Below are 26611 nucleotides of genomic sequence, written 5' to 3' on the forward strand. Positions count from 1 at the left end.
GGAGAGCAGCTGTGCTCTCCACGCAGAAACCTGTGCCTTTTCCAAAGATTTATCTGCCAACCAGCAAAAAAATTTGCGCACATCGCGCAAATATTTCTCAATCGTACCCTCACTGCGCTCTTCCGTGCGAAGATAGACAGCAAAGTCCGACAAGTAATCTATTTGATCCTGCATGGTAACTTCTCCTGTTCGCATAAATATGAACTTATTATATCCATTTTATCGAAAAAGTCGAAGATATGCGGCAGATGAATCTTTCCTGTTCCATAGCAGCGATGTTACAGTCACAAAAAAACGCTCCGCATAACGCGGAGCGTTTTTTGTATTTACCGAATTACTCAATCATGATGTTAAATCACGCCAAGTCCTTTTGCCACGATCATAATAAAATCCTGTACATTGGTGACGATGGTAGTTGCGCTAAGGCTTCCACGATCCAAAAGCTTATTCACGACAAATTCATCGGCATCCACCGTATAAAGGAATACAGGACGCACGGTGCCATTCTCAAGCACTCTATAAGAAGGAGTCATATTTCCGGTTGCAATGGTATGAAGCATGGTGGCCAGGCAGATCACAGTCGTGGATTTTTCAACCATTTTGCGCATCGCGCTCTGACCCTCATACGCATCCCCGATGACTTCGGGAAGCGGGCCGTCATCACGGATGGAGCCGGTCAGGACAAAGGGGACATCGTTTTTGATACAGCCATACATAATGCCGTTATCCAGCTTATAATCGTCAATAAACTGCGCGATGGAACCACTCTTTCGGACGCGATTGATGACATCCAGATGGTTGTAATGTCCGTTCGGCTGAGATTTCTGTGTATAAATATCCTGTCCCAGCGCGGTATGGAACATAGCGCCTTCCAAATCATGCGTTGCCAGTGCATTGCCAGCCATCAGGCCGTCTACATAGCCATTTTCAATCATGGCCTGCATGGCGCGTCTTGCATCGGCATCAAACGAAAATGCAGGTCCCATGACCCAGAGGATATTGCCGTGCTCTTTCTCATATTTCAGCAGTTCAAAGAGGCGGTCATAGTCTCTGGCATAAGAGGTCTCACGACTTCTTCCCTGACGAAAGACGAAGCGATCACTTTCGGTGTCGTCCGGGTCCTCAAAGGCATCCGTGTAAAGATAGATACCATCCTGACCATTTTCCGTACGGCCCAGAATGACTTTATCACCCACTTCCAGATTACGGTTTTCGACAACCTTCAAATGTCCGTCTTCGCAGAGTACCACGCTGGAATCCATACGGCTTTGCTCTGCGAGGATCCATTTTCCGTTGATCTTGAAGTATTCCGGATACATAGAGGTACTGTGATAATTTTCAGGGGCGACACCCTTGATGGTCACGGTCTCCCAGACAGCATCCGGCGCATCGACAAATCTCTTTTCCGTAAAATCGGGCTGTCTGTATTCTGGTAAATGAAACATATTTGCAAGCTCCTTTCTTCTGCAAGCATCACACTTCTATATGGGTCAGCGCTGATATACGCAGGTTCCACCAATGTATGTCTGTACGACTTTGACTTTGTCGATGTCCTCGGACGGCACATGCAGAATATCATCGCTTAATACCACAAAATCCGCACGATAACCGGCGGCCAGCATGCCGGTGTCCGGGAATCCGGCAGCCTGTGCAGCGCCAATGGTATACAAGCGAATCGCGGTCTCGATCTCCACCGCCTGCGCCTGTCCACCGTCTGTACCGTCCGCACAGGTGCGCGTTACGGCAAATTTCAGTCCCGGGAAGGGGTCGGTCGGGTCCGACCAGTAGGTAGCCGGGGCATCGGTGGAAAAGCCGAGCGATACACCGGCATCCAACATGTCTTTATAAGGATAGCATTCTTTCAGCCATGCCTCTCCCAGATTTTTCACATAGCTTTTGCTCTCTGCATAGGGGAAAATGGGCTGCGACAAGAAAGAAATTCCGTGTTCAGCCGCTTTGCGGATGCTGTCCGCAGAAGGATCTGTGACGTGCTCGATTCTGGTGTAGGGAATGTTTTCACAAGTCCAGGCAGATTCCCGGCATACGCGGTCAATCATACGGGAAATCGCTCTGCCGCCCATGGCATGTATGGAGAGCTGGCAGTGATTTTTCTTGCAAAAATCAATCGCGCTCTCCAGCAGCTCATCGCTGCACACCGAAATACCATACTCCTCATTGGAGCCGTAGTAGAGACGGCTCATCCATGCGGTTCGGCCGGAAATACTGCCGTCGCCAATCAGTTTTAGACCTGCGGCAAAGATCTGACGGTTTCGGTCCATGCGACTGTGCGGAATGTCAAAGTTAGGGTCGTCCGCAAAGAAATCCCACATGTAATACACACCTACCCGCGGGTAGAAGCCCTTTTGCGCCGCTGCTTCATAGAGCGGAATGTTATCGCCTGTATCCAGATTACCCATATCACAGATGGAGGTGATTCCCTGTGAAATCAGAACCTGTCCGAGTTCCAGCAGGTTTTCGACATGCTCCTCGGCTGTCTCCTGCGGCATCAGCGGAAGCACCAGATTGCGTGCATTTTCTTTCAGTACGCCGGTCGGTTCTCCGTTTTCGTCGCGCTCGATCTCTCCTCCGGGAGGGTCGGGCGTATTTCGATCAATACCAGCCATTTTCAACGCCATACTGTTGACGCAGCGAATATGAGCACAGGTGCGCGTGATGGATACCGGAGAATCACTACAGCCGCGATCCAGATCGTATCGATTGGGCGATCTTTTCTCGGAAAATCCCTGCTCATCATAGCCCCAGCCCTGAATCCACGCGCCGGCTGGCTGCTGGCTGCGCTTCTTCTGGATGGCGGATACCATCTCTTCGATGGAATTGATCTCCGGCGGCATAATCGTGATTTTTTTGCGGAAATCCGCAAGCATGACCGGATGCATGTGTGCGTCTACAAAGCCAGGAATCACGCGCCGACCCTCCAAATCGGTTACAGAAGCAATCTCCTCTTTCCACGCTGCGGGCATCGCGTCCCGCTCGCCGGTCCAGAGGATTTTTCCGTCCTGCACGACCATGGTGTCTGCATAAGGATGCTTGGTATCCGAAGTGAATATTTTTCCATTTATAAAAAGATGTTTCATGCGATTATGCACTCCTTCTATACTTTTGATGGCAAACTTGCAATTTTTATCGGAAAAATTTTCCCGAAAAAAACTTGTAAATTCATAAAAAAGGTGGTAATATAAAGAATATTTATGCAACAACATATTATAATTATAAATCAAAACCACTGCAGATACAAGCAGTATCCGGAACTTTGATGTTACTGCAAAGACGTCCGGAATGATACTAAGAGGGGCTCAAAAATGGGAATATCGGCAGAAGAGATTAAAAAACGGGCATATCAGTTAGAAAATCAGATCATAAAAGACAGAAGATACCTGCACCAGATCGCAGAAATCGGAACCGATCTGCCAAAGACCAGTGCATATATCCAGCAGCGTTTGACCGAAATGGGAATCTCATGGAAAGCATGCGGCGGCGCGCTGCCCGAAAAACTGACCGCAGACTTTGTGGAAGCAGGATTTCCAAAGATGGAAAAGGCGACCGGAGTCCTTGCACAGATCGGACACGGCAGTCCCTGCATTCTTCTGCGAGCGGATATGGATGCACTGCCGATGAAAGAAGACAGCGGTCTTGATTTTCAATCGTGCAGCAGCGCGAGCCACATGTGCGGCCATGACAGCCACGCAGCCATGCTTCTGGGCGCAGCACAAATTCTGAAAGAACATGAAGACCAGCTGCACGGCTCGGTAAAGCTGATGTTCCAGCCGGGAGAAGAGACCGGCGCCGGCGCACGCATTATGGTAGAAAACGGAGCACTGACTTCCCCGAAGGTGGACGTCGCTTTCGGACTGCATGTACAGCCCACCGAGGCGACCGGAACTATTGGTTATGCCACAGGCGTAAATTCTGCCTCGCTGGACACGTTTATTCTGAAAATCCAAGGAAGCGGCGGCCACAGTTCGCAGCCGCAGCTTTGCACCGATCCCCTGATGATCCTCAACCAGGTGTATCAGGCAGTGAACCTGCTGGTGACACGCGAAGCCGACCCTGCCGCTATGGTGACGCTCACCTGCGGTGTAGCCAAGGGCGGCACAGCGGTCAACATTATCCCGGACAAAGCCGAGCTTCACATCGGTATGCGCACGCTGGATGTAACAGCTGCCGAGCACCTGAAGCAGCGCATCCCGGAGATAATCGATCACTATGTCAAAGCGTGGAACGGAACATATGAGCTGACCGAATTCCATACCCCCTGCACGTTTTCCGATCAGGCATTGTGTGAAAGCCTCGTTCCGCATCTTGCTGAAATCGTGGGCGCGGACAAGGTCCATCAAATCCCGCCTATGACGGGCACCGAAGATTTTGGGTATGTAACGAAGGAAGTGCCCGGCATGTTTGTATTCCTCGGTGCAGGACAGCGCGGAAATGCACCGCTTCATAGTCCGAAAATGGTGCTGGACGAAGCGGTCCTGCCGTTGGGCGCCGCACTCCACGCGAATGCAGCGGCAGCCTGGCTGCGGGAAAATGGAAGGGAGACGGTTTAACATGAATCAAGCCGGAAAGAAGCAACAGGGGTTTCGGATGCCCCATGTATTTATTATACTACTTTTTATTATGCTTTTCGTCGTGGTACTTTCCTACATCGTTCCAAGCGGCTCGTACCAGCGGCTGCAGGACGCTTCGGGAATTACCGTAATTGACCCAAACACGTTTCAATATGTAGAGAATGAGACGCCCATTGGGTTTATGGACTATTTTGAAGCCATTTACACCGGTTTTGTCAATGGCGCAACCATCATGGGCACGCTCTTTATCAGTTCCGGCGCTATTTACCTGCTGGAAGTCAGCGGTGCGTTCGGCGCAGGCATCAATCTGATTCTGAAGAAAACGAGAGGCAAAGAGTTTTCGGTCGTCTGTATTTTTTACACGATTTTCGTGGTATTCGGCGTTCTGGGATATGGTGAGGCTGCCTATCCCTTTTACCCGCTGGCGGTCACGATCGGGTTTGCCTTGGGTTATGACCGAATGGTAGGCACCGCTTTTGCCATTCTCGGCAGCACGGTCGGATTTACTTCCGGTCTGATGAATACATTTACCACCGGCGTGGCACAGCAAATCGTCGGACTGCCTCTGTTCTCCGGTATCGGCTTCCGTGCGGTCGGTCTGGCGGTATTTTACATTATTGGTTTGATCGGTCTTTATGCCTACTGCCGTAAGATCAAGAAAGACCCTTCCGCGAGCCTGCTCAGTCAGGAATATATCAGCCAGTCGCAGGAAGATCACGCCGAGCAGACCGAAGAAATGAACGTAAGACGTGCATTGGGACTTCTTGTTTTCTTGGGCGTCGTCGTTGCGCAGGGTATCGGATGCATTCGCTTTGGCTGGTCTTTTCCGCAGATTGCAGGCATCTATGTCATCATGGCATTTCTTCTCGCTGCAATTTTCCGGATTGCACCCAGTCAGGCATGCCAACTGTTCTGCACCGGTGCCGTGCGGGTGTTCTCCGCAGCATTCGCGGTCGGTCTGGCACAGTCCGTGGTCGTGCTGATGAATCAGGCATGCATCATCGATACGATCGTGCACGCCATGTCGCAGCTTTTGGAGCACAGAAGCGCGATTCTGGCAATCTTCGTCATCTTCGTATTTGTGACGCTCTTTAATTTCCTTGTCGTTTCCGGCAGCGGAAAGGCCGTCATCATCATGCCGATTCTGCACCCGCTCGGAAAAATTCTGAACATCAACCAGCAGGTTCTGGTTCTGACCTATCAGTACGGCGACGGAATCACCAATAGTTTTTGGCCCGGAAGTTCTCTGGTTCAGCTTTCCATGTGCGGTGTGGACTATGGTTCCTGGATTCGGTTCTGCTGGAAGATCTATTTGGGATTTATTGCAAGCGCCTTTGCTCTGATTATCATCGCTTACGGAATCGGATATGGTCCGTTCTAAAGAGGTGAAAACAACAGATATTACGTAAAACCAGTGTTCCCGTGTAAAACCCTTCTGGCGCTTCCCGCTCTACTGTGTTCAGTATATCCGGATTGGGTAAAGCCGTCAACCTCGTTCACGCGCAATAGCAATCACATATTTGATGCACAGATTCCATGCATATAAAAACGCTCCGTGTTACACGGAGCGTCAATTTTTATCTGCCAAATCGCAAAGGAAACCACAGGAATCATTTGCGGAAATATCTTTCTTTTACAAACACTGATCTTTCGCCTGAGCCAAACCATCTCCTCCTTCCTAGCTCAACATTCTGTCACATACCAGGATGATACCTTGAACAGATATTGCAGCATCACGCAATACCGTGCTATGATAAAATCAATTTATAGCTTGTATCGAGAGGAGAATGTACGTTGCGGACAGAACAGGAAATGATGAACTTGATTCTTGATTTTGCAAAAATGGACGACCGCATTCTTGCAGCATACCTGAAAGGATCACGGACAAATCCCAATGTCCCCCCGGACATTTACAGAGATTTTGACATCATGTATGTGGTGACTGAAACATATAGTTTTATCCACGATACGAGCTGGATGAAGCACTTCGGCACGGTGATGCTCATGCAGGAGCAAGACACCGACTTCGGCTATGGAGGACGCTTCCAGATACGAAGTAACTATGACGAGAGCTATTCGTGGCTGCTGCTATTTGACGATGGAAACCGGATTGACGTGGGTGTTGAGACGCTTGCGGTGATGGAGAGCGGCAGAAACCGCAATAAATTGTTCCTGCCGCTTTTGGACAAAGTGGACTGTCTGCCGCATCTGCCGCCGCCAACCGACGAAGATTTTCACATCAAAAAGCCGTCGGAAAAGCGATTTCACGGATGCTGCAATGAATTCTTTTGGAGCTTATGCGATGTCGCGAAGGGAATCGCAAGAGATGAGCTTCCGTTTGCTATGACAACCTACCACGCGCTTTCCAGAGAGATGCTGGAGGTCATGCTGGACTGGTATATTGGAATCGGCACCAATTACACGGTATCCGGTGGAAAACTACACAAGTATCTGAAAAAATATCTGCCCTCAGATTTTTATACGGCGTATCAGAACATCTACTGCGATGCATCTTACACGAGCTTCTGGGCATCGATCGATACGGCCATCCAGCTGTTTCGAAAGGCGGCTCTTTTGGTTGCACAGGATGGTGGATTCACTTACCCCGAGCAGGAAGAACAGGCTGCCAAAAAGTACATGCAATACATTCGGTCAACGCTCGCATGAGCTGATGCAGAACCAAAATTCAACCTACGAAAAAACGCGTAAATCGGAGTTTTCCGATTTACGCGTTTTCATTTTAATCTGCGATGCTTTCATCTTCCAGTGCGGCGAGCAGCGGCGATACCAGCTGCTTTTTACGGCTGACAACACCGGGCAGTGTGATCGAATCGACACCGCCGGGCTGCTGGAAAGCAATCTGCACCAGTTCAGCAGCATTGTGTCCGACAAACAACAGCTCGGTTGTCTCCTCGATGATGTTGGTGAGCATAACAAACATCATGTTCAAGCCGGATTTTTCCAAGCTGCTGCGCATATAGTCGAGCATCTGCGGCTTGAGTTCGTGCAATTCTTCCTGATTGACGCTCGTAACCTGCGAGATTGCAATACGCTTGCTCTTGACCTGATAAGACTTGTAGTCAATGTGGAAAATATCGTCCATCGAACGGCCAACCAGCTCGGAACCTGCGCGGAACATGGCAACAGCATGAGTGGGAATGTCAATGCCTGCAATCTTTGCGAGTTCTTCCGCCGTGTAGCGGTCGATCGGCGTGCAGGTGGGCGAACGGAACATGAGTGTGTCCGACAGAATCGCCGAGCACAGCAGTCCGGCAATGGCCGGTTCAATCTCTACACGATTTTCGTGGTACAGCTGCGTGACGATGGTTGCCGTACAGCCAAGCGGCTGGTTGCGGAAGTAGATGGGATTGGTGGTTTCCAGCGCACCGATGCGGTGATGGTCGATGATCTCGGTGACCTGTGCTGCGTCGATACCCTCGACCGCCTGATCGCGCTCGTTGTGGTCGACCATGATGACCCGCTGCTTCTCAATATCCAGCAAGTTACGCTGGGAGACCATACCGATATACTTGCCGTCCTCGTCCAAAATCGGGTAGTAACGGATTCTCTTCTTGGAAACCGTCTTTTTAACATCCTCTACCAGATCACCCGGATGGAACGAAATGAGTCCGTTCTTGCGCATAATGTGCGCAACCGGTACTGCCTGGTTGATAACCTTAGCGCAGGTATATGTATCCATCGGGGTTGCAATCACGGCACAGCCGGCAGCGACTGCCAGCTTTTTGATGGTTCGCGATACGCCAGCACCCAGACTGATGACAATACAGTCGGCGTTCATCTCGATCGAGCACAGCTGAGACTCGTATCGGTTACCCAGAATGACCAGATCGTGTTCGTTGATATGCTCCTCGAGCATGTCGGGATTGGCCGCACCGATTACAACACGGCCCTCCTCGAAACGGTTCTCGGCGGTGCCGACAACCAGCTCGCCACCCAGAACATCGACCAGGTTGTGATAGCTGGTCTTGGCTGCGGCCAGTGCATCCGCACCCAGATCTTCCATGTAAAATCGGGCGATGTCACTGAGCGTCAGCAGGCCTTGCAGGTGATTGTCTTCATCAACGATCGCGACTGTATGAATATTATTATTATTCATGTATTCCCATGCGCGGCGCAGGGACAGATCTGCACGGATACCGGGTACATCACGGTACTGCACATCGGACAGGCGCGGGTTGAGCGAAGCCAAATAACGCGGCGGCTCCACCTTGAAATGATCAAGGACAAACTTCGTTTCCGGGTTGATCTGCCCCGCACGGCAGGCAATATGCTCCTGGCCGGTCAGAATCTGCTTTAAATGGGCGTAACAAATCGCAGAACAGATTGAATCAGTGTCCGGGTTTCTGTGCCCGATCACAAAGACTGATTTCATTTGCTCTCTAGCTCCTTTACAAACATGCATGTATAGCAAACGTCTACGATCCGGTTGCTGCGCACGTTCTTTTATTAGTATCATACCATAGACCCACCACAAGTTCAAACAAAAATGTTATATTTGTGGGTAATTTATTCAAAATTGCTCGCTTAATTCGATTTTTATGCGAAATTCTTTGACAAATATTTAACCAACCATTCCTGTCAAAAGATGTGTAATAAAATACGCGAAATGATAGAAATAAGTTTGACTCCCCAGTCATCCAAATCTGATGTATCGGGCTGCCTGTGATTCTGCTTTTATCCCCTCTCACGAAACCCGGTTTGCACCGGTACAACTATTTTCGTTTGTTCAAAAATCGGACAATTCCATGAAAATGTCAGTACAAATCGGTACCAAACACTGCTATCCTTTATGGTATCGTGAGGAGGACTCCACAGCGAACAAAAAGGCCATCGGACTGCAAAATCCAATGGCATGAAGTCAAATATCCAGAACAGCGGTCGAAATCCAAGACAAATGCGCGCAATTGCGATTGTGCCGAGGTTACACAATCAAGGTTCTGTGTGGTCTTGCTGCGCGATAATTTGACGGAAGATTTCGCCGGAAAGCAGCTCTTCCAAAATGGCGACGGTCGCGTCCGGGTCTTTCACCATACCGTTTTTCATCCAATCGAGCAGCACACCGGACATTCCGTGTGCATAAAACCTTGAAATCATCTTGATCTGCTGTGGGCTGAGTACCCGATCTCCGTTGGCATTGAATATAATATTCCGAACCAGGTTCTCGTAGAACTCCATCAGGCAGCCGGACAGACTGTTTTGACCCTCAAAGCGCACTACATTCGTGTAAAACGTCCGGTTTTCCTGCATGTAATGGCACAGCGCGCGCATGCCGCTGCCCCACCGCTCAATCGAAGCCGTGTCTCCGATGATCGGTGTGATTTCGGTGTAAAAAATCCAGTTTATGACATCATACTTATCTTTAAAGTGATAGTAAAAGGTATTGCGGCTCATTTTACAGTGCCGGGCGATATCGCCGATGGTAATGTCGGTGAAAGACTTGGTTTCCAACAGCTGCTTGAGTCCGCGCGCGATCATAAATTTTGTAAAGTCCGAGTTCGACATATCCATCCTCCCTGAAAGGTTTTCTGTATTCTATCACGAAAGGGTACATTTCGCAAGCGATTCAGCCGATACAACCGGCTTTTTCAAACCTCTAATGGAGGATGCCAAAGCATACCGATAACAGCTGCGAACAGGAGATGATTCGCTCCCCGAGTGATATTTCCGGCATGGATACCCGCAAGCGCAATCGCCCCGCCTTACAGCGCTTGCGTACGCGACGGTGCAAAGCTGCTCAGCTGGATGCAATGATACAGAATGGAGTGATACACAATGATATCTAATCTGCTGCGGCTGCTCATAGTCGTTGCTCTTGGTTTTTTATTTGGAAAGTTGGCATCCAAGCTCAAAATGCCGGCTGTTTTAGGTTTTTTGATCGCGGGTATGGCGCTGGGACCGAATGCAGCAAACCTGCTGACCCTGGAAATTCTGGATGCACCGGCCTATGAACGTCTGATCTCCGTACTGGAGTGCGGAATGGGCCTGATGCTCGGAACCGAAATGGTTTGGAAGCGCATGCGCCGATACGGAAAGCAGGTTCTGACCATCACGCTCACCGAATCCTTGGGAACCTTTCTGGTCGTCAGCGCCGCATTCTGCGCTATTTTTTACCTGACTGGCGTTCCGGTATTTCTGGGATTGATCTTTGGCGGAATTGCCCTTGCAACCGCACCCGCTCCTGCTCTGTCCATTGTCACCGAGTACCATACCGACGGACCGGTCACCCGGACGCTCATTCCGCTTGCAGTTCTCGATGATGTCGCCGCCATTACGGTATTTTTAGGCGTGATGAGTGTCGTCCTCAAACAGACCTCGGGCGGCAATGTACCGGGTTACCTGATCCTACTGGTTGTACTGTTCCCCATTTTGATCGGACTTCTGGTTGGACTTCCGGTATCTGCTCTGCTGCGCAAGAGCCAAAATCCAAAGACCAATTCGGTCATTGCACTCCTCGGTGTCCTGGCAGCAGCCGGGATTACCATGGCGGCAAATACGTATCTGATGCCCTTCCCCATTCTCAACTTTATGCTGACCGGCATGGTGTATTCCGCCGTCTTTGCCAACCGTATTCCCGAAGAGCAGCTTGACGGTATGATGTCTCGCTGTACGCCCATCATTGGCGGCTGCTTTACACTCATTATCCTAAACCTTGGCGCACCTTTGGATTATCACCTGATTCTAAATGCCGGACTCTTTACCGCCATCTATATTGTGACCCGCGCTGTGGGAAAAATCGGCGGCGCTGCCATCGGTGCACACCTATCCCATGCATCGGTAACCGTGCGCAAATATCTGGGATTGACCCTCATGCCGCATTCGGGTGTTTCTCTGGTCTTGACCGGCATTGCAATCTCGTCCCTGACCGGTACATTCAGCCAGTATGGTGACATCGTGCGCGGCACCATCGCCGCCGCTGCTGTCATCAACGAGGTCATCGCAGTCTTTCTTGCGCGAAAGGGCTTCCAGCTTGCGGGAGAGCTCAATGCAGCACAATCTTCAAGTACGCCGTCCGCACAATCTGCATGATATGATTTCAGACAACCTTTCATTTAAACTTCGCGTATCAGCGATCAAAGCAATAAAAGAGGCTGACCTTTAGGTCAGCCTCTTTTAAGCTGGGAAATGATTTACTTTGCAATATTCTCGCAGGAACGCATCAGAATCGTTGCGACCTGTGCACGAGTTGCGTTGCCTGCCGGGGTCAGCGTGGTTGCGCTAGTACCGGTGATCAGCTGTGCACCGTTTGCCCATGCCATTGCGTCGGTTGCATAGGTGCTAACCTGCGCTGCATCGGTGTAAACGGACAGATCAGCCTTAGCCGATACATCATAGCCCTTGAACTGTGCATAGCGGTACAGGATTGCCGCCATCTGCTCACGGGTGATTGCATTGTTCGGTGCAAACTGTTCTGCACTCATACCGGAAACAATGCCGTTCTGACGTGCCCAGTAGACCGCATCTGCATAGTAAGCGTTTGCATCGACATCGGCATACGGATAGCCCAGATTCTCATTTAAGAGATCGGGAGAACCTTCCAGGCGGTACAGAATGGTTACGATCATGCCGCGAGTGGTGGTCACATCCGGGCTGAAGGTGGTCTCGCTGGTACCACTCATCATGCCGTTCTCATAGACGTACTGGACTGCATCTGCGTACCAAGCATCAGCTGCAACGTCCGCGAAGTTGGCCTTGACCGTCTCGTCCTCGATCAGAGCGAAGGATACTTCGATCTCAACATCGCCCTTAGGCATCTCGAAGGTGAACTTGCCGTCACCCTTGTCCTTGAGGTCGATCTTATCGCCGTCCTCATCGTAAACTGCCAGCTTATCCAGCTCATAGCCCTCGTCCGGGGTGACCGTGATGGTGACGGTGTCGCCCTTCTGGGCCTTGGAGTCGCTGACCTTGATCGAACCGTTTTCTACCTTGGAAGGCTTGGTGATCTCGTAACGGTTAGAAGAAGAAGTGCTGCCAGCTTCCGGATGCGATGCGCCGCCGCCCGAGGAAATGCGATCCCAATGTGCCGTTAAGGTCACAGCTGCGGTTACGGTGTACGGACTCTTAACCAGTTTATCGCCATCATACCAACCTTCAAATTCATAGCCTTCACGGATTGGAGTCGGCAGAGTAATTTCGGTCTTTTCCGGTACCGTTACGGATGCAATCGCATTGCCGCCATTTCCATCGAACGAAACGGTATAGCTCTGGGGCACACCGTCATCCTTGATTACTGTAATCGTATCACCCGGTTCTGCAGCCCGAATCGCCTCATCCACGGTATCATAATAACTGTAAGGTGCCTTTGTATTAGATGCGCTCTTGAGTTCAGTATTCAGAGACTCATCCAGATAATCCGGCTTTACAGACTCGGCATAATGACCACTATAAACCGTAATTGCATCTTTCGCTGCATCTGTACTTGTGGATGTAGCTTCAATCTTCCCAAAAGTTCCGTTTCCCTTAATTTCTAATGTATGTGTCTCGGAATCCGAGCTGTCATAAACAATGGTTCCTTGGATCGTTCCCGTATAGGATTCATCGAAAACGACTGCCACACTCGGATAGCTGCTATATTTACAAATATCAAATACAATCGTGTTTTCCGGATCTGTAACGTAGATGCTAGTGTCGCCCTTAAAAACAATGTTGCCACAGTTAAAGCTTAACGCATAATTTTCTCCACCGACCTGATTTTTTGCATAAATCTGCATATTTTCCAGAGTCAGATTTGCATAGTTCTGAATAATACGTCCAATCGGCTTTCCAGATCCTGCACTTCCATTCTTATCAGAAATGCGAATGGTACCATTTTTGAATGTGATGTCTGAACCTTGTAATAACTGGAAACCATTGGTTTCTGTTCCAGTCGATCCTGCACCCGGATTGCTCAACGTATAAGTATGACCATCAAAGTCAATGGTGAATTTCTTTCCGGACGGAACGGAAATTCCAGGAGCCTCATTGACATCATTCAAGATTGTAATTGTGTCACCCGAAGTGGCCGCATCTACAGCATCCGCTAATGTTCTATAATACTTGTCGCCGATTGCAGCAACGCCTTCGGATTCAGGAATGGGCTTAACAACATACTGACCATTCTCTTCCTGCCAATCGCTGCTGGGATCGATATACTTGCTTACATCACTGGAAAATGTACCGCCAGTGATGTTCAATCCTCCTAGGTCTTCATCAACCCGGACTGCTGTTTTATCATCTCTACCTGATTCAAAAATACCGCCATAGATATTTACGATGGCATCCTTCTTTTCTCCTCCATCATTACTATTACCGATATAAGCTGCATATTTGCTCGCAGCTACAAAGGTGCCACCATATACATTACACTCTACTTCACCAGATTCACCAGCGACATACAAAGCATACCACGCACTATTTTTACCATGGCTTTCACACGCAACTGTTTCAAAGGTTCCATCATGCACTTCAGAATATCCGGCAGATGTAGAAAACGCCCCCTGCACACCAATTACAGTACCATCATAAAAATAAAATTCGGGTTTTTCTGCAGATTTATCATTCCAATGACTTTGAATAGTATATCCCCAAATATTTCTATCACACGAAGAACAAGATCGACCATCAAAGATTCCATCATAAATTTTAGTTATGCCTTCATTATATACTGCTGTTGGTGATCCGTAAAAACTACCGCTATAAATTTCACAAAAACTCTCAGGTCTATTTTTAACTACCGAACCACCTGCATATGTATAACTTCTATAGGTACCGTTTTTCACAATCAAACTTCCATAATTGTCAAAAACTCCATATGCATTATGTGCAGATTCAGTATCTACAATACCATCACCAACCACTGTTAATGTTCCCTCAATCCTAAAGGGACGCCCTTCAAAATCATCGGAAACTGTAAGCTTTTTACCATTCATATCTAAGATAATAGATTTATTCTCAGGAATGGTAACAATTTGGCTGGTAGCCATTTCAGAAATATTATCTACCAGCCGAATGGTCGTTTCGACTCCATCCTCAGCATTTTCAACCGCCTTTTGCAGGGCATCCGCGCTATCGACTTCAACAACACCATCTGCCGTCTTCTCTGTCTCTGCAATCTCTTGAATCTCAGACGCCGGTATGCTTTCAATCTCGGCAGGCTGCTCCATACTCTCGTTTTCTGGCACCTCTTGCTCAGACAAAATGGTACTCTCAGGAAGTAAATTTGTTGCTTCTTCAGTCGCATCAACAGCCATTGCAGTTGTTGACATCGAAGCCATTACCATTGTTGCAGACAGAACACCTGCCAACAGTTGCTTTTTCACAGTCGCTCCTCCTTTTCAAATTTAACACGAACATCTTTACACATTCGGAAGTTATATATTATTTGTATTATAGCACAGTCCATTTTTCGTTTCAATTACCATTCTGTATTTAATTCTTATTTTCTAGATACTACTGTATTTCCATGCTATTAAAGTTATATTTTGCAAATAATTTGTATTTTACATGATTTATACAAACTATATTTGCATTTTATACTTTTTATATTTTATTTTTAAAATGATTATTTACCTAGTATTTCCTATCTTTTTTGAAAACCTTATACCGTTTTATCTTTCATACCATCAAATGTTATAAACAAGATATCCGCAGAAACATACCGCCGCATAAACAGTTCTATCCTCTCGCGCATTGCCCTCTAATACTGTAAAAAATCCCCGTATCTTTCGATACGGGGATTTTTTCGCTCTCTTTTTGTATGCGGTTATTCCAGTTCAAGACAGTTTTTATGTTCTACTGCACAGTAAACTTCCTCATTTTCTCCAAGCAAAACAGCTTCAGAGAACAGTACATCTGCGTGGATGTTATAATTTCTTATAATTGAAAATCACACGATTTCGATACAGTCCCTGTACATTTTAAGATCACACGGTTAATTTCCAACAAATAATATTTACCGCCCCACACATCCAGGTCATCTCAATCCCGCAAACAAGGCGAAGACCTCTCCAGGCATGCAACGTACATGTCCGGAGAGGTCTCACAAAATTGAGGGGGAGTTATTTATGTATCCAATGCAAACCGATGATATTTCACATCAGCCTGATTGCGTCTATACATGCGCCGCGTGCACACGGCGCATGCAGCATTGGAATCAAATTTTTACATGTTCTCGCGAATCCAAGCAGAAACGCGGCCACGAACGAAGAAATCCTTGAAGATATCGGTCTGTGCGTTGTGCTTCTCGTAGAACTTCTTCTCGGTTGCCAAAGAAACCACGATGATCGTAATGATACCGCAGAAGATTGCCGGAAAGCCAAGGAAGAAGCCGCCCCATACATAGCGGATACCAGAGAAATACATTCCGAGGTAAACAGCTTCCGCTACAAGCATGCTCGCAATTGCACCATGCGGGGTTGCCTTCTTCCAGAACAGACCTGCTGCGATCGTCGGGGTAACCAGTACCATACCGTTGGTTGCCATATCGGTCAGCAGGGTCAGCAGCGGCAGATCGGTCAGGCTGAAGCAGAAACCGATTACGCCGAGGATAACAACGATGATACGGGTACGGAATACTTCCTTCTTTGCGTCCTTCTGTACGCGCTGCTGGATTGCTTCTGCGCTCTGGACACCGTCGGCACCAACCGGAGGCGTGCCCTTTCTAATATGCATCACATTGGTGATGAGGTCGTTGGATACCAGACCAGACAGAGAAATCAGCGTCGAGTCCAGGGTACCCAGTGCAGCAGCCAGAATGAAGGTGCAGACCAGACCCAGCATGATGGGATTGCCGCCCAGCGAGCACAGTTCCAGCAGACCTGCTTCAGGGTTCTGGATGGTGTAGCCCTTAGCAACAGCGCCCAGGACGCACGCACCAAAGATACCGTAAATGCTCAGCCAGATGCCGGAAGCTGCAGTCGCCAGAGAGGACTTCTTGACTTCGCGTACGTTCTTAGCCAGGCAGATGCTCATGAAGTTCGAGGGATATACCAGCATAACCAGGGTACCGAGAACAACATTAGAAACCCAGTACGGACGGTTGTAATCGCCGCTGTTAGCAAGGGTGAAGATGGACGCCTGGGTTTCGCCGGCATACAGCGTCGAAGCTGCTTCCTGTGCAGAGTGGAACATATCGCCCAGGCTGCCGCCAAAGAAATGGCTGATGATGTAGGCCAGTACCATCAGCGAGCCGCCCAGCATGACACATGCAGAGAAGCTATCGACCATGGATACCGAATTTACGCCGCCAGTTGCGACATAGATAATGATGATGGTGAATGCGATTGCAGAACCAACCACGATCGGGAGGGTGCCGCCGGAAGCCAGATTCATCGCCAGACCCAGCGTGCGGATCTCGGTAATGAGCCAGATGATGTTAAAGCAAACGATAATCAGGGAAACCAGCATCTTGACATAACGGCTCTGATAGCGCAGTTCCATGATATCGGGCAGCGTCGAAAGACGATACTTCTTTGCAATCGGCCATACCTTCTCACTGAGGAAGTACATAACCAGGCCTGTAGCCGCACAAGTGATAACCGAGTTCAAACCAGCTACACCGAAGTTGTAGAAGAAGCCGACACGACCGGTAAAAGTGGTACCAGAATAGAATGTGACACAGGTAATCAGGAATACAATGATTGCATTTCTGGATTTACCGCCGGTGAGATAATCCTCAAAGGTCTGGTTCTTTTTGCGCTCCAGTGCCTTCTTGGAAAATCCCTGATACCATGCCATCCAAATGACAATGGCAATGTAAATCACCATCATGATGATCGGAATTGGGCTTTTAATCAGTTCAACATCCATTGGGTTCTTTCCTCTCTTTCTCTAGAATCAGTCTTCGAATGTCTTATCATTCCGTTCATACAAGAACAGGAACAAGGTCAACAAAACCAGAAGGCCAGAGATTGCATACAGGCCAACGAAGAAGCAGGGGAAAGGACCTATAAACCCTTCTACATTCCAGACATTCATCAGCTGCGGAATTACGCCGCATCCGAACAGGTAAACGATGCCGAGCAGTACAATAACGATCTTACGTACCATAAGGATAAATCTCCTTTCTCAATCTCTTTTTCTCTTTTTTCTCGCTGTTAATTACTCCAGAAGACGACGGTATGCATCATTGCTGCGGATGCTCGCCTCCTTACCGACGCGCCACTTGCCATCAATAAACTGGATCCAGCATTCGCACATTTCCAAGTCTTCATAGGGCTCGAAGCTCAGATCCTTGCCGGGACCATTCGGGCCAACGCCGCCCTTACCGCAGGCAGTATTGTAAACGACCTGACCAAAGCGGTAGTTGTCGCCATCGCGGACACAGTGAATATCTACAAACTCTACATTCAGATCGGGGAACTGTGCGAGCGTGCGCAGCGTATCCCAAACGACATGATCCGAACCTTCCAGGTTCGCGCCGCCGTCGCGCTCTTCCTTCAGGCCGTCAAAGTAGAAATCATACACGCGGCCCACCTGCTTGTGCTTCCAGATCAGCATGGTGTATGCCTCGAACAAATCTGCAATTTCCTGGGGTTCCTTGTACGTACAGTTGCGGATGACCTCTTCATAGAGCGCACGCTCTGCCATGATTTCATCCACCGTCATTTCGGTGATCTTTTTATTTTCTGTGATATTGGCCAACATTGGACTCTAACCAGCCTTTCTCAAATCTGTTTTTTGATAGAAGGATCGCCTTACTGCTCCGCAGGCTTGCAGGCGGCCTTGATGCACTCCATGCTGTACATGGTAAACTCACGCACAATGCGCCACTTTCCGTTGATGTTGCGAACGGTTGCCATGCTCATGGTGATGCACTCGTTGGGATTGAGCTCGCGCATGGTTGCCGGACCGTAAATGCTCTGATTGCGGTTGCTGCCCTCCATGGTGTAGTACTGCCATACCTTGTACTCATCACCCTTCTTGACTGCAAAGCAATCACGCATGTGAATCTTCAGATCGGGGAATGCTGCGGTGAACTTGAGCGCTTCCTGCATGATTGCATGTGCGTCATCGTACAGGTCACCGTTTTCGCGATACAACTTTGCATCATCCGCATAGATGTCGTATACGCTGCCAATCCACTTATGGTTGTAAATCAGCTCTTTATACAGTCGGAAATACTCCGTGATGGATTGCTCATCCTGCACTTCCAGAGCCTTGATCTTTCGATCGACTTCCATCATTTCGTTGTAAAGCCGATCCGCCTTGTACATGGTTTCCATTACTTCATTACCTCCCAGGGTCGTTGTTCTATGTCAACGGTCTCAGCCGCTGATTTTTACTTGTTTTTTCCCGCGCAGCCATTCCTGTACCATGACAATGGCAACGCCGCAGATACCTGCCGAAACTTTGGCGACGATCATGGGCACGATCATATCCGGCCGCACGCCTGCGGTGTATCCCAGATGATCGCCCAGCGCAGCGCCTACCGTAATCGCCCACACGGTGTTAATGATGGTCGCCTTTCGATCCATGTCCTTAATCATGGTGAACACCGGAACCGAGTTTGCCAGCGCAAAAATGAGTCCCGCAGTCGCGTTGGAATCCAGTCCCAAGTGCCGTCCCACAGCCTTCAGCGGCCGGTCGAGCACACGCAGGAGGATGAACAGTACCGGGAATGTACCCGCAAGGATGACACCAATGTGTCCAACCGTCTGCATTGCTTCGGAAATCGGCGTCATACCGGGCAAAATTGTGACGCCGGTGATGGTTTCAAATCCTGCGCAGATCAGTCCAAAGTAAATAAGCGCTGTGACGGCACGTCCAAACCAGAGCGACCCTTTGACCATAGCATTCGGCGCCAGGCGCAGGCCGATGGCCAGCAGAACCGAAATCACAATGATGGGCACCATATTGCGCAGAATGAACGTCAGCGGGAATCCGGCGACCAGACCGCCCAGGATACTGCCAATCGGGGTGACAATAAAGCCAATGAGCAGGCCCTGTGCAAACCACGGATGCTTTTCCTTGGGAATCAGTCCCAAGCCAACCGGAATGTGGAACACCAGAATGACGCCGAACATGGAAGCGACAATCGCGCCGCCCAGAAGTCCGGCTCGTTCATCAATCGCAAGCTCCATCGCCAGCGGGTATCCACCCATGTCGTTCGCCAAAATCGAGCCAAACATACCGGGATCTACGCCGATCGCGGTAAACAGCGGCGTGATTGCTGCACCAAGGGTGTCTGTAATCAGCGGCGTCAGGCAGATAATACCCACCATGCCCAGGGCCAGCGTGCCCATCGCATGAAAACCTTCTTCAAACTTGGGTGCAAGTCCAAATCGACCGCCCAAAATCTTATCGATACCGCCCAGCACAAAGCCGATCGCGACAAACCAGAGAATGATCTGATCCAATGACACCTCTACTCACCACCTGTATATATATTCATATATGCAAAATCACCAAACGAAATTTTGTGAATGGTAATGTTTTCATGTTTAAAATATTGCTCCCGGATATATCCGAAATTGCTCACATATATCTGGCTATATAGCCTTATTTTCACATATTCTCGCTCTTAATGCAAATGACAATATTTTCATAAGTTGCAAGATTTTGTCTGCTCACAGTATAATATGGCAATAACGCGATTGTCAACCAATGTATATTTCAAAAATATGCATATTTTTTTGTTGTATTTTAGACTTGAATCTGTGTAATGAAAGGAGTAATATAAAAGTTCAAATATTGTCATCAGTGTGACGAGGTGAATTATGAAGAAAAACCCAACCATCATTGATGTCGCGCAGCAGGCCGGTGTTTCCCCCTCCACCGTATCCAGAGTGTTCGATCCGAGCTGGAACGGCCGCATCCGTGAGGAAACACGAAGAATTGTGCTGCAAACGGCAAATCAACTGGGTTACCACGGAAGCAATGCGCTTGCGCGCGGGTTGTTTACGCAAAGATCGGGCATTATCGCTTTCGTTATCGGAAAAAGTGTAAGTGATTTCTACATCGACATTGTCAAAAAGTTCCTGCCGCTGCTGCAAGAACGCGGCAAACAAGTGCTGATTTTTGAAATTGACCCTGTCGTCGGTGTGGAAAACATTTTGACGCAGGTACATCGATACCGCACAGACGCAATCATCATCGCGTCCAGCGCAACCAGCTCCGAGATCATCAATCCCTTCTTCAGCACCAACATCCCCATTATCATCTTCAACCGATACATTCCCGACTCCAATTTCAGCGCGGTCTATTGCGATGTCACGGCTGCAACCGCGCAGGCTGCCGACTATTTGATGGCGCAAGGCCATAAAACCTTCGGTATTTTCAACGGCAGTGCAACCATCGCCAAGGAAATCGAACGTGTTGAAGGCTTCGCAGCGCAGGTGAATAAGCGCGGCGGAAGCATTCTTTGGACACAGGAATGTGATTTCAGCTATACCGCCGGACACGAAACCGCTCTCGCTACATTGAGCGAACAGCCCTGGCCGGATGCCATTTTTTGCACTTCTGATATCATTGCGCTGGGTGTTATGGATGTGATTCGGAAGAAATTCCACAAATCCATCCCGCAGGATATCTCGGTCATTGGTTTCGATAACATCCCGGCCAGCTCCTTCGATGCCTATGATCTCACGACCATCAGCTACCCGTTTGAACGCATGATCCCATGCACGGTAGACCTGCTGGAGCGCATCCTCAACTCGCCTTCTACCCACGTCGAACGTGTCTTTGACATGGAGCTGATCAAGCGCGGAAGTGTTGCACCCAAATACGAGCTTCCGCAGGCATAAAATACATCCTTCGCAACCCCCTATTTGTTTCTGCGTGATTTTCTATGTATTACAACCAGTTCAGAACTTTTTCACATCGAAAATTGAAACAAAAGAACCAGTCCCATACCGATCATAGCGATCTGGGGACTGTTTTTTTTATTTGCCTTTCCAGTTTTCGGGATATTTTCGCACTTGGCATGATTTTTGCTGCATATTTAAAATATCAGGTGCTTGGCTCGTGTCACGCACATCTTGTTCTCTCCATCTCGATGATAAGAACGCAAAAATGTCTTCCCGTTCTGCTCTGATTTCATCCGGTTATCGTCCAAAATCAGATAATATTTGGCTTTAAAGCGCAATGCAAAAATTGTCATTCGCGATATCAGTGTATGCAATTTTGCGCACACTCGTTGCAGTCACGCAACGACATAACCGTACAACCTTCGTCCAATTCCCTTGTCTGCCCGAGTCTTTCGGTTGTTTTGATCCGAATTTTGGCATATTCCCGCCAGTAAAATATCATGTATTCCCAATGGAGGTATCACAATGAAAGATGCAGTTGTATATTACGGCGACAGCACACAGGTCAACGCAATCGATCACAAGAATTACGCAGAATTCCTCAAGCACACCGAAAAGAAGCAGGAACTGCCCGGTTTTGACGAGGAATATCTGGATATTGTCGACTATATCCTCAAAATCACCCACCGCATCTGGGAGGAAAAGGGCATCGGCGTGATTTATGATACCTATGCCAATAACTGCTTAGTTCATTCCGGTGACGGCACCTCGACCGGTGTGTCCGGCGTCATCGCCAACACCCTCATGACCCTGCACGCATTCCCCGACCGTCGTTTGATGGCAGAGGATGTCGTCTGGTCCGAGGATAGCCCCGGCGTGTTCCTGTCCTCCCACCGGATTCTGTCCACCGGTACCAACCTCGGCGACAGCAATTTCGGCCCGGCAACCGGTAAAAAAGTCTACTTCCGTACGATTGCCGACTGTGCATGCACCAAAAATAAGATTTTCGAGGAATGGCTGGTGCGCGACAATCTCTGGATTGTGCAGCAGCTGGGCCTGAATCCGTGGGAACTGGCTGCAAAAATGGCTGCCGGTCAGCCTGAAAAGCAAGTATATGGACGGGATGAGTGTATGGAAGGTCAATTTCTCCCTGAAGTTTATCGTGCAAAGGATAGCTCGGTTGGCGAACAAGTTCTCGAACTGCTTAACGAAGTGTACAACCGCAAGCTCATCAATCGTATTTGCGATTTCTATGCAGACAATGCAGTGGTTCATAGCATCTGCAATCAGGACCAGATCGGTCATGATGAAATTCAGGGCGCAGTCATCAGCCTGCTGTCCTCCTTCCCCAATGCACGCATGATCGTCGACCGCGTGACCTGCAACGACAGTGCTGACGGCTCATGGCACGTATCGGCGCGCTGGCGTCTGCGTGGTCTGCACGAGGGCATCGGTATGTATGGTGCACCGACCGGCAAGCCGGTCGAAATTCTGGGCATCACCCAGTATCGCTTCGAAAACGGCAAAATCGTCGAGGCATGGGAAATCTATGACGGTCTGGATGTCATGCGTCAGCTCTGCTTAGGAGACGAACCAGCAACCGAAGCATAAAACAAAAAGCAACCGTACTATATTTATATACAATCCAAGGCAACGCAAAAAATCCCACCTGAAAACAGGTGGGATTTTGCTATCTGTTCAGAACCCGTTATTTTGCGCAGCCCTGCACGTACAAATCAAACAGTTCCCGGCCCAAATCGCTCACAAAATACGAGCGAATACGTGCCCGCTGCGCTTCATCCGGTGCACTCTCATAGCAATTGACAATGAGATCGGCCTCAATCAAGGCTTGCAGCATGGGGTTGTGCGGACGGTCATAGTCATGATGCTGTTCGACCAGTGCCACAATCTCGGGTTCGTCCTCCATCGAATACCCAGCCTGCTGCAAAAACTCGTGCACCAATTCGGGTGCCACGCGGCGCTGATTTTGCTGACTGGCATCGCCGTCAAAGTGCTCCTTACAATATTTGATTGCGATATCGTGCAGAATGGCGGCGGCCTGTGCAATCCGGCGCTCGTGTGCGCTCAATCCTATCGCTTCCCCGATCAGCTGGGTTAAGGCATAAACCTTTAAAATGTGCTGTGTGCGCCGATTGTGTCCAGCCTCGTAGCGCAGTGCGTTTTGCAGCAGTATGCTTTCCTGATTCATCGATTCTTTGAATTCCTTTCTATTTCACCGACCAAGCCGCATATCCAGTTCCCAGGTAAACTGCGTTTCACACAGCTGGTAAGCCTCGGCCAGCTTGGGACCGCAGCTGTTCGAGCCGACACCGGACATCTTATAGTCTAGGCACAGAACCGTTGCGTCGCAGGGTGTCAGCTCAAAATTATGCGCCTTGTGCTCGAGTTCCTCCTGGGTGTAGTGCGAGGCGTTAAAGCTGAAGCTGTCACCTGTCACCGCGATGGCTGCGCCGCGGTCAGACACGATTTCCAACCGTGTACAGCCGTAATGGCTGCCGTTCTCCTGCGGTTTGATGTAATCTTCGTGCAGACCGGTAACGGTATCCCGGTAACGTCCGAATTTGGACGCCTGATGTTTGTCGATATAGCTCTCCAGCGGGCCGTATCCCAGATACTTCACGGTTTCAAAGTCATGCGGCAGGAACAAACGCAGACCAAAACGCGGCAAGAACGGCATCTGTCCATTGTGCTTGCCATCCACACGCAAGTGCACGCTGCCGTCGCCCGCAATCGTCCAACAGACGGTCAAATCGACAATGTGCTGAATATGAATAGCGTTCAGTGCCGCATTCGCCCACAGCTCGACGCCGTGCGCGGTCTGCCGCACGCCGCTGTCGTACACGCGCACCAGTGCGCGATCGTACCCGGCCTGCCGCCACACCGGTGCAATTTCCCGGTCGTTGTCGGTCGGCGCACGCCAGATATTCCACTGTTGCGGCTGCTTGCAGTAGGTCATCTGTCCAGCGGTCATCTCGTCAAACAGCCCAGTGCAGCGGTTCCACACGTAGCGGAAGTCAGCTCCGGTGACGATCACCGCACGACGATCTTCCTGCCAGGTGATTGCAGACGATGCCTTTGCCGGCTGTTTCGGCTGCTCACGCCGCACAACATACTGGTCAAAGCCCAGTTCTTCCCCGATCTCGTGTACGCCGTCCGCTTGCTTTTGCAGGTAATACAGGTTGACACAGCAGGTGCCGGTCTGGGGCAGACAAAGCGGAAGGTTCAGCTCGGCTTCGGTATGGGGCTGGATGGACGGCAAATCACAGGTACCACTCTGAGTGACCGCGCCGTCCTGTGTGACTTCGTACCGCAAGGTGACTGCGTCGCGCAGATCGGTAAAGTCCAGACAGTTTTTGAGCGTGACCCGTCCGACATCGTCGCTCTTCCACTGTGTACGTACCGGACGCGCTGCGTTTTTCCACTCTTTCAGGCCGGTATGCGGGGTACGGTCGGGATAGACCAGACCGTCCATGCAGAAGTTGCCATCGTGCGGAAACTCGCCGAAGTCACCGCCGTAAAAATACCGGTCTTTGCCCTCCGGGGTCTTGCCCATCCAGACCGCGTGGTCGCACCACTCCCACACAAAGCCGCCCATGAACTGGTCATATCGGTAAATACGTGCGAAATAGTCCTCGATGTCGCCCGGGCCGTTGCCCATCGCGTGCACAAACTCACACTGTACAAAGGGCTTTTGCACCACATCTTCTTCGCAATACATGTCGCAGGCTGCCGGAGACGAGTACATGCGACTGTACACGTCGATGTCCGACAGGTCGTTCGACTTGTCCGGCAGGTAATAAATGCTGCTTTCGTAGTGCGTCAGCCGCGTGGGATCGTAGGTCTTGACCCAGCGCGCTGCGCGCTCCAGATTGGGGCCAAAGCCCGATTCATTGCCCAGCGACCACATCAAAATCGCTGCGCAGTTCTTGTCCCGGATGACCGAGCGCTGGACGCGGTCGAGCATGGCATCGGCAAACCGGGGATCGTGACACAGCAGGCCAAATGAGGGATGTTCGCGCTCATAATCAAACTCACCTTCGGCGTAAGGCTGGCTATTATAGATGCTGAACGCGCCGTGCGTCTCCAAATCGGCCTCAGCGATCATGTAAAAGCCCATCCGTGCGCACAGTTCGGGCAGCCAAGGTGCATTTGGGTAATGACTGGTGCGCAGCGCGTTGAAATTGTGCTGTTTCATCATGCGCAAATCGCGCAGAACATGCTCCCGCTCGACGGCATAGCCGACAAAGGGGTCGCTATCATGGCGATTGACGCCCTTGATCTTGATATTGACGCCGTTGACGTACAGCACCGCGTCCCGAACGGCAATGTGCTTGACACCGACCTGCTGGACGATGGTTTCGCCGTCAGCGCAGATGACCAGTTCATAGAGTGCCGGGTGCTCGGCATTCCACAGCACCGGATGGTCAAGGGCAAAGTGCACGCTCCCGCTCGCGTCGGTCGACTGCTGTGCCAGCTGCGTGCCGTCCGGTGCGTACAGCGTGCACATCGCCTGCCCCGGTGCATCGTTCCAGACAACCGACAATTCAATCGCGGCTTCGCGCAGATCGTCCGACACCGGTGTGCGCACGGTGTAATCAAAAATATGGTGCTGCGGACGGTGCAGCAGGTATACATCGCGGAAAATACCGCTCATGCGCAGCTTGTCCTGATCTTCCAGATAGCTGCCGTCGCACCACTTCATAACCAATACCGCCAGCCGGTTGCGTCCAGCATGGACAAAGGCACTGATATCAAACGCGCTGGTCGAGTGCGAAACCTGACTGTATCCCACCAAATTGCCATTGACCCAGACGTAAAAACACGAATCCACGCCCTCAAAGTGCAGCTCGGTCACATCGTCCGGGGTATTCAGTGTAAAATCGGTCACATACGCGCCGCAGGGGTTATCCTCGGGAACGTACGGCGGGTCGAACGGGAACGGATAGCGGATGTTGGTATACTGATGCCGGTCATATCCGAGCATTTGCCAGCAGCTCGGCACCGGGATGGCATCCCAGCTGTCGGCGTCAAAGTCGGCTTCTTTGAATGCATCGGGCACGTCCCACTGGTTCGGATAGTAGGCAAAGCGCCAGGTACCGCTGAGCAGGGTCATACGCGCCGAGCGTGTGCGATCGTGACTGCGCTCGCTCTCCTCATCCGAAAACGGGATGAAATACGCGTGATTTTCCATCGTCCCGACGTGCAGCACGGCGGGGTCTTCATTATATGTGGGCAGGTTCATCAGTATGCCTCCATCTTGCG

General features: G+C 50.0%; 19 protein-coding genes. 6 read left to right on the forward strand and 13 right to left on the reverse strand.

Annotation, left to right across the window (positions count from 1 at the left end):
* From B5F17_RS11080 to B5F17_RS11090, 3 genes are all read right to left on the reverse strand, one after another.
* The coding region (locus B5F17_RS11080) for a site-specific integrase (protein WP_330396596.1) at positions 1–195 on the reverse strand (195 nt) is incomplete at its 3' end.
* Between the two features lie 155 nt (positions 196–350).
* Positions 351–1445, reverse strand: coding sequence for a putative NPN-dependent ornithine cyclodeaminase (locus tag B5F17_RS11085; protein ID WP_087373858.1), 1095 nt, complete (start codon positions 1443–1445; stop codon positions 351–353).
* A gap of 45 nt (positions 1446–1490) precedes the next feature.
* Positions 1491–3095: an amidohydrolase gene (locus tag B5F17_RS11090; protein ID WP_087373861.1), complete on the reverse strand. Its 1605-nt coding sequence runs from the start codon at positions 3093–3095 to the stop codon at positions 1491–1493.
* Between the two features lie 225 nt (positions 3096–3320).
* Between B5F17_RS11090 and B5F17_RS11095 the strand changes: the two genes are divergently transcribed.
* The 3 genes from B5F17_RS11095 to B5F17_RS11105 all read left to right on the forward strand — a co-directional run bounded on the left by B5F17_RS11095 (position 3321) and on the right by B5F17_RS11105 (position 7253).
* Positions 3321–4565: a M20 metallopeptidase family protein gene (locus B5F17_RS11095; RefSeq protein ID WP_087373864.1), complete on the forward strand. Its 1245-nt coding sequence runs from the start codon at positions 3321–3323 to the stop codon at positions 4563–4565.
* A 37-nt stretch (positions 4566–4602) separates the two neighbouring features.
* Positions 4603–5967 (forward strand): YfcC family protein, encoded by a 1365-nt coding sequence (locus tag B5F17_RS11100; protein ID WP_242968748.1) that lies wholly within the window; start codon positions 4603–4605, stop codon positions 5965–5967.
* Positions 5968–6380: 413 nt separating this feature from the next.
* A complete protein-coding gene (locus tag B5F17_RS11105; protein WP_087373868.1) occupies positions 6381–7253 on the forward strand; it encodes an aminoglycoside 6-adenylyltransferase in 873 nt (290 codons plus the stop codon).
* Between the two features lie 73 nt (positions 7254–7326).
* On the opposite strand, the gene B5F17_RS11110 is transcribed toward B5F17_RS11105, so the two are convergent.
* A complete protein-coding gene (locus B5F17_RS11110; RefSeq protein ID WP_087373870.1) occupies positions 7327–8979 on the reverse strand; it encodes a putative manganese-dependent inorganic diphosphatase in 1653 nt (550 codons plus the stop codon).
* A 557-nt stretch (positions 8980–9536) separates the two neighbouring features.
* Positions 9537–10109 (reverse strand): TetR/AcrR family transcriptional regulator C-terminal domain-containing protein, encoded by a 573-nt coding sequence (locus tag B5F17_RS11115; protein ID WP_162608161.1) that lies wholly within the window; start codon positions 10107–10109, stop codon positions 9537–9539.
* A 270-nt stretch (positions 10110–10379) separates the two neighbouring features.
* On the opposite strand from B5F17_RS11115, the gene B5F17_RS11120 reads away from it, so the two are divergent.
* Positions 10380–11633 (forward strand): cation:proton antiporter, encoded by a 1254-nt coding sequence (locus tag B5F17_RS11120; RefSeq protein WP_087373874.1) that lies wholly within the window; start codon positions 10380–10382, stop codon positions 11631–11633.
* 101 nt (positions 11634–11734) lie between these two features.
* Here B5F17_RS11120 and B5F17_RS11125 read toward each other — a convergent pair whose 3' ends face one another.
* The 6 genes from B5F17_RS11125 to B5F17_RS11150 all read right to left on the reverse strand — a co-directional run bounded on the left by B5F17_RS11125 (position 11735) and on the right by B5F17_RS11150 (position 19945).
* Positions 11735–14902 carry an S-layer homology domain-containing protein gene (locus tag B5F17_RS11125; protein ID WP_242968746.1) on the reverse strand — a complete coding sequence of 1056 codons (3168 nt, stop codon included), beginning with the start codon at positions 14900–14902 and terminating at the stop codon, positions 11735–11737.
* An 841-nt stretch (positions 14903–15743) separates the two neighbouring features.
* A complete protein-coding gene (locus B5F17_RS11130; protein ID WP_087373876.1) occupies positions 15744–17390 on the reverse strand; it encodes a sodium:solute symporter family protein in 1647 nt (548 codons plus the stop codon).
* A gap of 27 nt (positions 17391–17417) precedes the next feature.
* Complete coding sequence (locus B5F17_RS11135; RefSeq protein ID WP_016149173.1) at positions 17418–17630, reverse strand: hypothetical protein; 213 nt, start codon at positions 17628–17630, stop codon at positions 17418–17420.
* A gap of 51 nt (positions 17631–17681) precedes the next feature.
* On the reverse strand, positions 17682–18227 hold the full coding sequence (locus B5F17_RS11140; protein WP_016149172.1) for a hypothetical protein: 546 nt from the start codon (positions 18225–18227) through the stop codon (positions 17682–17684).
* Between the two features lie 50 nt (positions 18228–18277).
* Complete coding sequence (locus tag B5F17_RS11145) at positions 18278–18805, reverse strand: nuclear transport factor 2 family protein (RefSeq protein WP_087373878.1); 528 nt, start codon at positions 18803–18805, stop codon at positions 18278–18280.
* 42 nt (positions 18806–18847) lie between these two features.
* Positions 18848–19945, reverse strand: a complete 1098-nt coding sequence (locus tag B5F17_RS11150) for an ethanolamine utilization protein EutH (protein ID WP_087373881.1) — start codon at positions 19943–19945, stop codon at positions 18848–18850.
* 354 nt (positions 19946–20299) lie between these two features.
* Here B5F17_RS11150 and B5F17_RS11155 point away from each other — a divergent pair, with 354 nt between their 5' ends.
* Both B5F17_RS11155 and B5F17_RS11160 read left to right on the forward strand, forming a co-directional pair.
* Complete coding sequence (locus tag B5F17_RS11155) at positions 20300–21325, forward strand: LacI family DNA-binding transcriptional regulator (RefSeq protein ID WP_087373883.1); 1026 nt, start codon at positions 20300–20302, stop codon at positions 21323–21325.
* A gap of 528 nt (positions 21326–21853) precedes the next feature.
* A complete protein-coding gene (locus tag B5F17_RS11160; protein ID WP_087373885.1) occupies positions 21854–22939 on the forward strand; it encodes an ester cyclase in 1086 nt (361 codons plus the stop codon).
* Positions 22940–23036: 97 nt separating this feature from the next.
* Here B5F17_RS11160 and B5F17_RS11165 read toward each other — a convergent pair whose 3' ends face one another.
* Together B5F17_RS11165 and B5F17_RS11170 are read right to left on the reverse strand one after the other, a co-directional pair.
* Complete coding sequence (locus B5F17_RS11165) at positions 23037–23537, reverse strand: HD domain-containing protein (protein ID WP_087373886.1); 501 nt, start codon at positions 23535–23537, stop codon at positions 23037–23039.
* Positions 23538–23561: 24 nt separating this feature from the next.
* Complete coding sequence (locus tag B5F17_RS11170) at positions 23562–26591, reverse strand: glycoside hydrolase family 2 TIM barrel-domain containing protein (RefSeq protein ID WP_087373888.1); 3030 nt, start codon at positions 26589–26591, stop codon at positions 23562–23564.
* Positions 26592–26611: the final 20 nt, after the last annotated feature.

The organism is Butyricicoccus pullicaecorum (assembly GCF_002160355.1).
Taxonomy (GTDB): Bacteria; Bacillota; Clostridia; order Oscillospirales; family Butyricicoccaceae; genus Butyricicoccus; species Butyricicoccus pullicaecorum.